The sequence below is a fragment of the Mesorhizobium sp. CNPSo 4689 genome, assembly GCF_057784325.1.
Map to the genome: position 1 here is coordinate 1 of NZ_JBWLUZ010000068.1, position 11,617 is coordinate 11,617.

Genomic DNA, 11,617 nt, shown 5'->3' on the forward strand with positions numbered 1-11,617 from the left:
GAACTTGAAAAATGCGCTTGGCCAGATCAAGGCCCACGGTGGTAATCTGCATGGCGGATGGCTCCTTAGCTCGGGTTGCCTGACAGCAAACCCACTGTGGCACTGTGATGCCGGGAGCGGGAGCCATCCACCTCATCTGCTTTCAGGAATCGACAAAAGTTGTCTCTACGACCGACATGAGGCGCAAAGCAGACCCGCCTTTGTGCACGCCGTTCTACGCCATAGCCCTCTCCCTTTTTGAAAGGTCTTTACTTCATAGGGGACATGGGCGCAGATCGGACTTGCCAGATCGGAGATGGAGAATGCCAGTTCAGCGGGAAGTGAGATACGGACACGAAGACAGCGAAAGTCGCCACCGAAACTACGCTAACGCCGCCGTTTGTATCCCTCACTCCCACTCGATTGTTTCTAACCCAGCTAGGTCATTGATCTAGCTGGGTTTTTTCTTATTTGTGACGCACAACGCCGACCCATGGGCCGTCAAAAAATTACGCTTTTGATTTTAAAGGGAAAATCGCCGCGAAAAATATCTTGAGGTTTCACCAACTATCGGGACCAATCGGGCGATTTTTTGCACTTTGCGGCGTTCGACGGCGCGCCCAAGCCGACTCGAAAAGTACCGTCACCGCTCCAATTAGGGCATTTCTTCGTTGCAAAATCAACGGTCATGGTGGGCCCTGAGGGACGTCATCTTTGCAACAAAAACAAACGGTTAGCTGGTGGTTAGCCCAACCATTTCCTTCGTATGTTCTCGTGTTCGGTGGCGAACCCAATAGTGAGGACTCCGAATGAGGCTCAGCCGACGCGTCGCGTTGTCGGAAGCAAAACAACGCTGACGGCATATGATTGCAAACACCTTGGTTGCGTGGACACACGACCACCGATACCGACATTCGCTTCGCAGCAACAGATGGCTGCAAAGGACGCGGTCTTGGCGCAGCAGTGCCGGCCACCGGCGGCTGCTCGGGTGCAGCATTGCTCCCGCTCTACGGACGAAGCAAATCCGAGAGGTTGTCTGATTTTTCTATTTTGTCTGTAAGGTCGAGCCCCGACAGGAGGTCGACCAGATGGCTGGTCATCAGCTCGGCTGCTTGGGAACTGCGCCCTGCTTCGATTGCATCGACCAGCGCGTGATGGGCGTGTTTCTCACAGGTCGCGTCGCGCCTTTTCCAATAGAGCGCTATGATGAGAGAAGAATGAGAGACAAGGTCGCGAACGAAGTTGGTGTACACCGAGTGTGCGGCGATCTCGGCGATGCCGACGTGGAAACGTGCCGACAGCATGATCGCCTCACTGTCCCGGCCGGCGTGAAGCGCCTCATGTTCCTTCTCGAGATGCCGCCGCAACTGCGCAATGTCGGATGACACTGCTGCCTTCGCGGCGAGCCAAGCCACCTTGGGTTCGATCAGCGCCCGTGCCTCGAATACCTCGCGCGCTTCCACCTTCGACGGCTGGGCCACGAAGGCGCCGCGGTTTGGCTCCAGCCGCGCCAACCGGTCATGAGCCAGAGCTTGCAAAGCGGCACGAATGACGGTGCGGCTCACCGAATAGATCGACGCCAACTCATCTTCCGGCAGCTTGGTGCCAGGAGCGAGACGATGGCTGACAATGGCATCTCTCAGGCCATAGTATATCGGCGACCAGCGGGCTGCCGGTTTTTCGTCGCGGTCTTCTTCCCTGAGTACTGTCAGCATGCTCTTCAACGCGCAGGCACGACCGTGCCAGATCTATCCCAAACCGCCTAACGGTCGCTGCAATCTAGTATGGCTTGCGCGGCGGTCAATCCCGGGACACAGGACCTCAATTCGTAAGGCCAGGCCCGTTCGGCGAAACAACGGCTTCGGCAGCGCCGGCCGGGGACAGCGATTCGTAGATGCCCGAGAACCGCTTGCCGCGGGGAGCAGCGTAGCCGCCGACTTTCGACGTCCGCAAACCAACTCTGAACAAGCTCTCTGCCAAGGCGACCGCGCAGGCGACACCGTCGAGTACGGGAACGCCGTGTTCCTGTGACAGGCTGCTTGCCAGATCGGCCATGCCCGCGCAGCCAAGAACGATCGCCTCCGCCCTGTCTTCGCTGATGGCGCGCGCGATCTCGTCCGAGATTCTGCAGCTGGCGTCCGAGCCCGGCAGTTCGAGATCGAGCACGGCAACCTCCGACGACCTGACTTTGGCGCAGCGCGACGCGAGGCCGTATTTCGCCAGATTGTGCTCGATCGCTGGAACGGAGCGGGCGAGCGTCGTCACGACACTGAACTTGCCGGCGACCAGGCTGGCAAGGTGGAAGGCGGCCTCGCCGATGCCGATGACCGGCGCCTCGGCGGCGCAACGTGCCGCGTCCAGCCCGGTGTCGTCGAAACACGCGATGACATAGGCGTCGACGGCCGCCGCCTTGTTCATTTCGGCGATGATCCCAGGAATGGCGAAGACTTCGTCGAAATAGCCTTCGATGCTCGGCGGACCGTCGCCGGGGTTCACCGAAATGATTTCGGTCCCGGCAGAAGCGACGCTCGCTGCGACCTTGCCGATTTTGGCGGTCATCGACGCGGTCGTGTTGGGATTGATGACGAGTATGCGCATGCGATCAGCCTCAAATCTCGCCGCCGAGATAAAGATGCTTGACCCGTTCGTCGGTCAGCAAATCAGCGGAGTTCCCATTCAGCGCGACGCTGCCGGTCGTCAGAGCATAGGCGCGTTGGGAAATGCGCAGCGCCATGCGGGAGTTCTGCTCGACCAGCAGAACGCTGACCTTCTCGTCGCGATTGATCGCTACGATCGAGCGGGCAATGTCCTGGACGAGCTTCGGCGCGACGCCCAGCGACGGCTCGTCGAGCAGCAGCAGGCGCGGCTTGGCCATCAACGCGCGGCCGATTACCAGCATCTGCTGCTCGCCGCCGCTCATCGTACCGGCGGCTTGCGAATATCGCTCCTTGAGGCGGGGGAAGCGGCCGAGCACCATCTCCAGCGAGGCGGCGATCTCGGCCTTGTCGGAGCGGGTGAAGGCGCCCATGAGCAGATTGTCCTTGACCGACATGTAGGGGAAGACGCGGCGTCCCTCCGGCACCATGGCGATGCCCATCTTGACGATGGCATCGGGGGCGGCACCGTCGATGCGTCGGCCGCTGTAGTGGATCTCGCCGGACTTGATCTTGCGCAGGCCGGTGATGGCGCGAAGGATCGATGACTTACCGGCGCCGTTGGCGCCGATCAGCGCGACAGTCTCGCCCTCGTTGACCTCCAGCGATACGCCTTTCAGCGCGTAGACGTGATCGTAGTAGAGTGCGACATTAGCGAATTTCAGGATCTGGTTCATAGGCCGATAGCCTCGTCTTCGCTGCCGAGATAAGCCTCGATCACCTTGTCGTTATTCTGGATTTCCGCCGGCGTTCCCTCTGCGATCTTCTCGCCGAAATTCAAGACGACGATGCGATCAGAAATCTTCATGACGGCAGGCATGTCGTGCTCGACCAGAAGGATGGTGAGGCCGAGCTCGCGCAACCGTCTAACCATCGCCACCATTCTCATCGTCTCTTCGTGGTTCATCCCGGCGAAAGGTTCGTCAAGCAGCAGGATCGACGGGTTCGTGGCGAGGCCAATGGCAATGCCGAGCGCCCGCAAGTGACCATGCGGCAAGTTTCGGGCGGTCTCGCCGGCGAGCGACGAGAGGCCAAGCAGCGCCAGAATCTCGTCGGCCGACATGCCGAAGGCTGCCTCGTCGGCCTTGGCCGCGCCGGTGCCGAGGAAGAAGCCGAGCAGGCTCGCCCTAGAGCGCAGATGGTGTGCGATGATGACGTTCTCGCGCACACTCATGTTCCTAAAGATCGTCGTTTCCTGAAACGTCCGGACGACGCCTTTGCGCGCGGCGATGTGCGGCGCGAGGTCGGAGATGCGCTCGCCCTTTAAGCGCACTTCGCCCGATGTCGGCCTGAGGAACGACGAGATCAGCTTGAAAAGTGTGGACTTGCCGGCTCCGTTGGGACCGATGACCGACAGAATCTCCTTCTCGCGCACCGAGAAGGAAATATTGTTGACCGCGACGAGACCGCCGAAGCGTTTCGTCAGAGCCGAGACTTCGAGCAGATCGGCCATGGCTCACCCCTTCTTCCGGGTCGTGGCGGCGAGGCTGAGTAGCCCATTGGGCAAGAACAGCATCAGCACGATCATCAAGGTCGAGTAGATCAGCAGCTGAAACCGGCCGGTCTGGAACAGGAGGTCCCAGCCGAAATAGAGCACCAGCGTGCCGAGCATCGGTCCGAATACGTAGCCGAGCCCGCCGAGGAAGCAGTTCAGCATGAAATTGACAGAGTCGATGACCGTGAAGCTCGACGGATAGATCGACTGCGAGATGGCGGCGAAGATCGCGCCGGCTACGCCGCCAAAGAAGGACGAGACGGCATAGGCGATGACGCGCAGATAGGCGATGTTGACGCCGATCGACGAGGCCAGCTCCTCGTTCTGCTGGAGCGACTGGCAGAGCTTCCCGACGCGCGAATGAACCAGCCGGTACACCACCGCGAAGCAGACCACCATGAGCGCGACCGCCAGTAGGTAGAAAGCCAGCCGAGGATTATGCAAGGCGGCGAAATCCGGGATGATGGTGAGGCCGAAGGCCGACAGCGCCCCGGGCAGCGGGATGCTGACCATGCCCTTGGCACCGTTGGTGATCGGCAGCGCCAGAGCCAGAAGCCGCGCGACCTCGGTCAGCACCAGTGTCACCATGGCGAAGTAGACGCCGCGCAGGCGCAGGATCGGCAGGCCGATAAGGACGCTTGCCGCCGCGCAGAACAGACCGGCGACCGGCAGCGTCGGCCAGAACGACCAGCCATGGGTCACCACAAGTATGGCCGAGACGTAGCCACCCATCAGCGCATAGGCGCCCTGGCCGATGTTAATTCGGCCAATGTAGAAGGTAAGCCACACGCCGGCACTGGCGATGCTGAGCAGCGCCACCGAGGTGAACGTATAAAAAAGGTCAGTCCGACCGCTCGTCGAGATCAGAACCGGCACGGCGACGAAGACGATCGCCAGAAAGGCGGCAACCGAGGCGATTTTCATGCTACGCGTCATGGCACCATCAACCCCACGGCTTGCCCATTAGCCCGTTGGGGCGGATTGAGAGGAACACCATCAGCGCGGCGAAGATGACGAGGTAAGTGACGTCGCCATATTCGCGCAGCATGGTGAGGCCGACTGACTCCATCATACCGAGGATGAAGCCGCCGGCGATCGCACCGCCGACGACGCCGGCACCGCCGATCATCACCATCATGAAGGCCTTGATCGAGATCGGTCCACCGATGCCGGAATTGACGCCGGTGATGGTGACCAAAAGGCCGCCGACGATGCCGGCCAGCATGGCGCCTATGGCGAAGCCGATCATCGAATAGCGGTCGACGTGGACGCCCATCAATTGCGCGGCGACCCGATCCTGGGCCAGCGCCCGCATGGCTCGCCCGACCCTGCTGTACTGCATGTAGAGGACGAAGGCCGCAATGAAGACCAGTGCGAGCACGCCGACGACCATACGGTCATAAGGCATGATGATGCCGCCCTCGTTGAAAACGCCTTTGACGATCTTGGGTACGCCGCGCTGCTTTTCGCCGAAGATGAGCAGGATGACGGCGTCGAAGAAGAAGGCCGTCGCAGCTGCCAGCAGCATTGTGCTTTCCTCGCGCAGACTTCGCTTGATGACGGTTCGGAAAAGATATTTCTCCATAAGCGCACCGATGACGGCGAGAGTGACGCCGGACGCCAGCAGGGCGACCACGAAGGGCAGCCCGAGCTGGCCGTATATTGTGTAGGTGATGAAGCCGCCCAGCACATACATCTGCCCGTGGGCAAAGTTGAGGACATTCATCAAGGCGAAGATGAGTGTGAGCCCCAATGCGATCAGCGCATATTGGGCGCCGAGGTAGAATCCGTTAGCGATGACCTGTTCCATGGACGCCTTCGATCTTCCGAGGGACCCGGAAACATGCCCCGGGCCCCCGGCAACGCGGGAGGAAACAACCGCTGGAACCTAACCCTAGTCGACCGTGCCGACGAAGAGGGTCTGGAAGGCACCGTCCTTGTACTCGTTGACCACCATAGGCACCGCGAGCTGGCGCTTCTGGCCGAAGGAGGTCGTGCCGACATAGCTCAGCTTGGCGTCGCCCTTCAGGTAGGGGTTTGGCGCCGAGAAGGTGTCGATGGTCTTCTTGAACTCATCGACATTGTCGATCGCAGCCGGGTTGGCCTTCAGCGTCTCGATGATGTATTCGAGCGCGTAGACCTTTGTGTTGGACTCGTCATTGTATTCGCCGAACATCTTGGTGTAGCGATCGACGAATTCCTTCATCGCGTCCGAGGCGATCTCCGGCGTGGAGGCGCCACCGACGGAGATGAAGCCGTTGGCGTACTCGCCGGCGCCTTCCTCCAGAACCTTGGCGTCCTGCGCCGTTTCGGTCGAGATCAGGCCCTCGAAACCGAGCTCTCGGGCGGCACGGATGAGCAACGGCGCGTTCGCTGGCGCGACGCCGGACAGCACAAGCAGGTCGGGCTTCAGTGCAACGATCGGCGTGATCACCGGCGTGAAGTCGCGGGTATCGTTCTGGTAAGTGTCGTTCTGGGCGACGATCTCGAGGCCGAGTGCCTTGGCCGCCTCGACGCCGCCGTCGCGCTGGCTCAACGGATCCGATTCATTGGCGGCGACGAAGGCTATCGTCTTCACGCCCTTGTTTTCCTTGAGGTATTTGTAGATCGCCGGGCCAGACTGATAGTTGGCGATCATGCCGAGCACGGCATTCGAAGCAGGCTTCTCGTAGAGCGACTTCGGGAAGGCGTAAGGGAAATAGATGATGCCGTTGGCCTCGGCGACCGGACGCACGGCGGCAGCACCGTCATCGACATTCGGCCCAACCACATAGTGGATGCCTTCCTGCGCCATCTTCTCCATGCCGGCGATGGCGCGCTTAGGGTCTTTCTGATCGTCGAAGGTGACGATGTTGATGTCGTAGGTGGCGTCACCGATCTTGACGCCGCCAGTCTCGTTGATCCAGGCGGCGCGCGTCTGCATTGAACGCACGTTCGAGGTGCCCCAGGCGGCAGCCGGACCGCTGGTGACGCCAACGAAACCGATCTTGAGTTCCTTGTTCTGGGCCTGCGCGGACGGCATGCCCGCGGCGGTCATAGCGAGAGCGGAGACGGCGCCAAGCACCATCGATTTGAGAGTCGAGCGTCGGTTGATCATTCTGGCATTTCCCCTTCTGGTTATCGCGCTTTGTGTTTTGCTCATCAGCTGCGCGGATACCCTAGGGGAAACCTAGATCACAAGATTGTCAACATCTTTCTTTGTTTTTGTATACAATCTCCGCAGCGATAAAGAGGACGCTTTGCAGGCTTGGCTTTTTGGCTGCAGCAGGGGCAAGGCCACTCAACTGCTCACCGTGGCGAAGTGGTCAGGCAAGGCGAGAAAGAACACGTTCTTCAGCCGCCGTACGACCCCTGCACGGAATTGCTCTTGTCGTCCGTTCCAGAGATGGACCCTGACTGGCTGAACTCAGTCATTGAACGGAGGGCTTCACAAGACAAACCCCTGATCTGATCTGCGAGCCAAACCTGCGTTTTGTCCGCGTATATTCGCCTCGCTGTCGACCACCTCCGCGCAAACGCCCGATTGCCGTATGAGGCTCGGGCCCGATCCTGCGTCTTCGATGAGGATGATGTCAGGTCGCGTTCAGCAGGCCGAAACACGGCAGCGCGATCAGCGCCGGGAACCCGACTGACGGAGGTCCGGTTTTTCATCGAAATCGAACTTGACCCTCTGGCGCGCATTATTCATTGCGCGCATTCTTCGAACCCGCCCTCACTTTCCCAGACGGGCGCACTGATCGCTAACGGGGACCGCGCTTCGGAGGATGTTCGCTCCCACCTTCAAGACCGTGATCGATGCCAAGAAAATCGAAGCGGAGGAACTTGCATCGAACGCAAGCCAACGGAGGAAAACGAACCATGAAACATGGATCAACAGAAGAACACGCAGTGAGGGTTGAACCTGCCGCTGGTCAGCGACCGATGTGGCAGGTGCGGAAGAGTTGAACTCCATACGGGCTTTCGAGCGAGGATATGCCCGCCGAGAATGCGCAACCTTACCCGGTGAAGTGGCCCGCGGCCTGCATCTCCGGAACCTCCTAACAACAGCAGCGTTTCTGGGGTTCAAGTCACCACCACAAGGAGCGCATTCCATGGGAAGCACGAGCGATAAGGCAGCGGGCCTCGCCAACCAGGCTGCCGGCAACATCAAGCAAGGCGTGGGCAAGGCCGTTGGAAACGACCGGCTGCGGGCAGAGGGCGAGATTCAGGAGGCAAAGGGCAAGGTTCAAAAGGCCGTCGGCGACGTGAAGGCCGCCGCAAAGGATGCCACCGATAAGGCCGCCGCCGTGATCAAGAAAAATCTCTAGCAGCGATTCGAGAGGCCAACGCGGTCGCTGGCTTCTCGATGGAAAAGGCCGCAGGTGATCGGCCCGAATGCGAACGCGATTCAATTCGGTAGAGGTTGTTCGGTTCCGTGATGCCGTTTTTTGTCCCGGCGTTTCAGGACACGATGATGGAATGCAACGAAGCGGCGATGAGCAAACCGCACGCCCAGTTTTGCGAGAAATTGAAGGCACTCGGCGCTCGAAGTAGTCGAAAGCCATCGCTGACTGTCTGATGGCGGGCAATGTCTCACACTGAAGATCGGAGGTAAGCTCACCACGCAGGAGGCATAAAGCGGCATTTAAATAACCGCCTTACGCTCATTTTATCGTCCGCCACAATGTTACAAAGTGTGTGGACAGTCGTTGAAGTTACTAAAAATAATCAGAGTGAATCATCTCCCGCACGTCAATCAGCTTCCGTTTGAACGCCGAGGGCGACGCTCCCAAGCAGCGATCGGTTTCAGGCAAGCCTTCGACGCAGAGAGCGGCGGCAGTGCAGCCTCTATTTCGCCCTGCTCCACGCTCAGTTTGCAACCGCAAGCGACGCTTTCTTGCGGGCTGGCGGTCGCCGACGCAAGCGGCGTTGGCGGCGCGTTTGAGCACAACCGGCGGCTCGTTCGACAGCGCGCCCAGCGCCGCGTCGACCATGCCGTGCCACGAAATCGGCATTGATGTCATTGGCCAACTTGGCGGCTGCCTCCTTGTCGTCGTTGCCGGCCTCCGACCAGAATACGATCCCCACCCGCAGCGCCGGCTTGGCGCTTCAATCGACGAACCAGAAAGCGAGCGTGCTTGACGGAATCCCGGTTCAGGAAGCCGACCACGGCGGTGTCGACAGCGTCGAGGTCAAGGCGGCGAATACTGGCGGGCTTAATATCGGCAAAAGCCGCCTTCGACACGGTCGCGCCCTGGACTTCGAGCACCTGCGCCACCATGGCGGCGGCGGCATCGTCGAGTTCGCCCCGCCCGCCGGTACAAAGCACCGACATGTCGGTGCCGTCCGGCAGCTCGATGGCGTTCTCACCCTCCCCGGCTGCCTCTTTTCCCGCATCCGCGCGCGCGTCCTCGGCCGCGGTCGGGTCATCTTCCTCGGCCGCTTCCTCCTGGGCGCTGTCGTCGAGATTTGCCACCAGCGTCTGGGCGCTGACGGCCACTTGCCGGAGTTGCTGGTCACCCATCACGCCGCGGACGCGGTCCTGCTCGCCGAGCAGAAGGGCGGGGATGGCAACCTTGTCGTAGAATTCGATCAGGTACTTCTCCTCTAGGATCTCCTCGGCGTGGTCGGTGGCTTCCTCGGGATCGCCGGCCAGCAGTCGCTGGTAAAGTCGGGCATGGGGGTCAAGCACGGGCTCGTTGCCGAACAGCACGTCGAGGAATTCGAACTGCGGCACGTGCCTGCCAAGCACGACAAGACAGACGGTGAGCGGCGTCGACAGGACCAGGCCGAGCGGACCCCAGAGCCAAGTCCAGAAGATCGCCGCGACAATGATGGCCAGTGGCGAGAGTCCCGTCCGCGAGCCGTAGAGCCAGGGCTCGACGACGTTGCCGGTGACCAACTCCATCACCACGAACAGCCCGGCAGTCCACAGCACGAGGGACCAGCCAGGTGCCACGGCGAGCGCCAGGAACAAAGGCAACAGCGCGCCAATGACCGGACCGATATAGGGAACGAAGCGCAGCGTCAGCGCCAGCAGGCCCCACAACAGCGCATTGGGAATGCCGAGGATCCCCAGCCCGATCGCAATAGGTATGGCGTAGACGCTGTTCACGACCAATTGCATGAGCAGATATTGGCCGACCCGCTTGCCGGCATCCTGAAGCGCCTCGGTGGTGCGGTGCAGGTCGCCATAGCCGACAAGCCGTATGAAACGATCGCGCAAATCCTCGCGCTCGAGCAGCATGAAGATGACGACGACGATGATCAGTCCGGCGGACGCCAGCGGGCTGATCAGCGGACCGATCAGATTCTGAAGAACCTGGAGCGGCCTTTCGCGCGCGATAATCTCGACAGGCACCGGCTCGCGCTTCGGCTTGTCGGCGGCGGGCAGCGACGGTTCCTGCCGGTCGATCTCCTGGCCGACGCGCTCGATGACCCCGCTCAGTCTGGCAATGATCCCTCCTCCTACCACTGTTTCCTTGAGCGAGCGGATCTTGGTCAGGATGTTTGTCTGGTAGACCGGAATGTTCTGCGCCAGCTCGCTGACTTGCGTGGCGACAATGAAGGAGAACAGAGCGAGTGCTGCGAATGCAGCCAGCACACTGACAATGACCGCAGGAAGGCGGGGAATACCGGCTCGTTTGAGGGCGGAAACGACGGGTGCAAGCGCAAAGGTCAGCAGCAGTGCGAATGCGATCGGCAGGAAAACCTCGCGCCCGAAATAGAGGGCGGCAACCGCCGTCACGACGGTCGCGACGGTGGGCAACGACATGCGCGGTTGAGCCGCGGCCGCGGAAAGGATACCCGGCAACCCGGGCTCCGACGGCTGCATGCCGTTTCGACGACCAGTCACCACTTGATGCCTCCACCCTGCGAAGGTCATGATCAGGTATATTTAGTCGACGCGCAATGTTTGCGTTCCACAGGATAGTGCTGCCTCAGAAGGGTTCGCACGCCACCCGGGTGGTTCCTCGCGCATGGGCAACTCCATGGCACGCGGCCGAGCTTGAGGACCGCAGGCACTCCAAGTCGGAGCCGCCGGATGCCGCGTGAGTGATATGGGTCCGAGCCCCAGTTCCAGGAAATCGGGAACTGCTCCTTTGTCGTGCTATTGCGGACCGGAACCATCGACTGCCTCTCGCTTGGAGGCGGGGCCGCACATATCAGCTCGTTCGCCGAAAGGTGCGGCGGGCTTTTTGCGTTCAGTCCGGTTCGTCGCGGGCCGTCGTCCAGCGCGCAGTCGCGACACCGGGGCAGAGGAGGTCTCGAAAAGCGACGAGTTCAATGCCTGTAGCGCGGAGGCCTTGGGCAAGCTACGCTGTCGAATGGCTTGCGCCGACGGGGCGGGATCAATGGTCACGATGCCTGACAAGTCCGAACAGCAGAAGGACGCCGAAGCCGAAGTCGAGAGCTTTCAGCACGACCTTGGCCCGTTCGTTGTTGCTGCCGAGACAACGCGAATGGCCATGGTTTTCACTGATGCAAACGAACCCGGCAATCCCATCAT

Annotated in this window: 8 protein-coding genes and 1 pseudogene; 1 reads left to right on the forward strand and 8 read right to left on the reverse strand. The window is 60.7% G+C overall.

Translation table 11 applies throughout. The features are described from left to right. Nucleotides 1-986 precede the first annotated feature (986 nt). From AC04SI_RS32505 to AC04SI_RS32535, 7 genes are all read right to left on the reverse strand, one after another. Nucleotides 987-1,694, reverse strand: a complete 708-nt coding sequence (locus AC04SI_RS32505; RefSeq protein WP_404284981.1) for a GntR family transcriptional regulator — start codon at nt 1,692-1,694, stop codon at nt 987-989. Between the two features lie 106 nt (nt 1,695-1,800). Next, nucleotides 1,801-2,577 (reverse strand): aspartate/glutamate racemase family protein, encoded by a 777-nt coding sequence (locus AC04SI_RS32510; RefSeq protein WP_404284969.1) that lies wholly within the window; start codon nt 2,575-2,577, stop codon nt 1,801-1,803. Nucleotides 2,578-2,587: 10 nt separating this feature from the next. Next, nucleotides 2,588-3,310: an ABC transporter ATP-binding protein gene (locus AC04SI_RS32515; protein ID WP_488475667.1), complete on the reverse strand. Its 723-nt coding sequence runs from the start codon at nt 3,308-3,310 to the stop codon at nt 2,588-2,590. Continuing rightward, nucleotides 3,307-4,086: an ABC transporter ATP-binding protein gene (locus AC04SI_RS32520; protein ID WP_404284972.1), complete on the reverse strand. Its 780-nt coding sequence runs from the start codon at nt 4,084-4,086 to the stop codon at nt 3,307-3,309. The genes AC04SI_RS32515 and AC04SI_RS32520 overlap by 4 nt, the downstream gene beginning before the upstream one ends. 3 nt (nt 4,087-4,089) lie before the next feature. After that, a complete protein-coding gene (locus AC04SI_RS32525) occupies nt 4,090-5,052 on the reverse strand; it encodes a branched-chain amino acid ABC transporter permease (protein WP_488475668.1) in 963 nt (320 codons plus the stop codon). A gap of 19 nt (nt 5,053-5,071) precedes the next feature. Further along, nucleotides 5,072-5,938: a branched-chain amino acid ABC transporter permease gene (locus AC04SI_RS32530; protein ID WP_404284975.1), complete on the reverse strand. Its 867-nt coding sequence runs from the start codon at nt 5,936-5,938 to the stop codon at nt 5,072-5,074. 84 nt (nt 5,939-6,022) lie between these two features. Beyond that, a complete protein-coding gene (locus tag AC04SI_RS32535; protein ID WP_404284977.1) occupies nt 6,023-7,225 on the reverse strand; it encodes an ABC transporter substrate-binding protein in 1,203 nt (400 codons plus the stop codon). Between the two features lie 994 nt (nt 7,226-8,219). Here AC04SI_RS32535 and AC04SI_RS32540 point away from each other — a divergent pair. After that, on the forward strand, nt 8,220-8,435 hold the full coding sequence (locus AC04SI_RS32540; RefSeq protein WP_404284979.1) for a CsbD family protein: 216 nt from the start codon (nt 8,220-8,222) through the stop codon (nt 8,433-8,435). Nucleotides 8,436-8,976: 541 nt separating this feature from the next. On the opposite strand, the pseudogene AC04SI_RS32545 reads toward AC04SI_RS32540, so the two are convergent. Then, a pseudogene (locus AC04SI_RS32545) lies at nt 8,977-10,942 on the reverse strand (AI-2E family transporter). Nucleotides 10,943-11,617 lie beyond the last annotated feature (675 nt).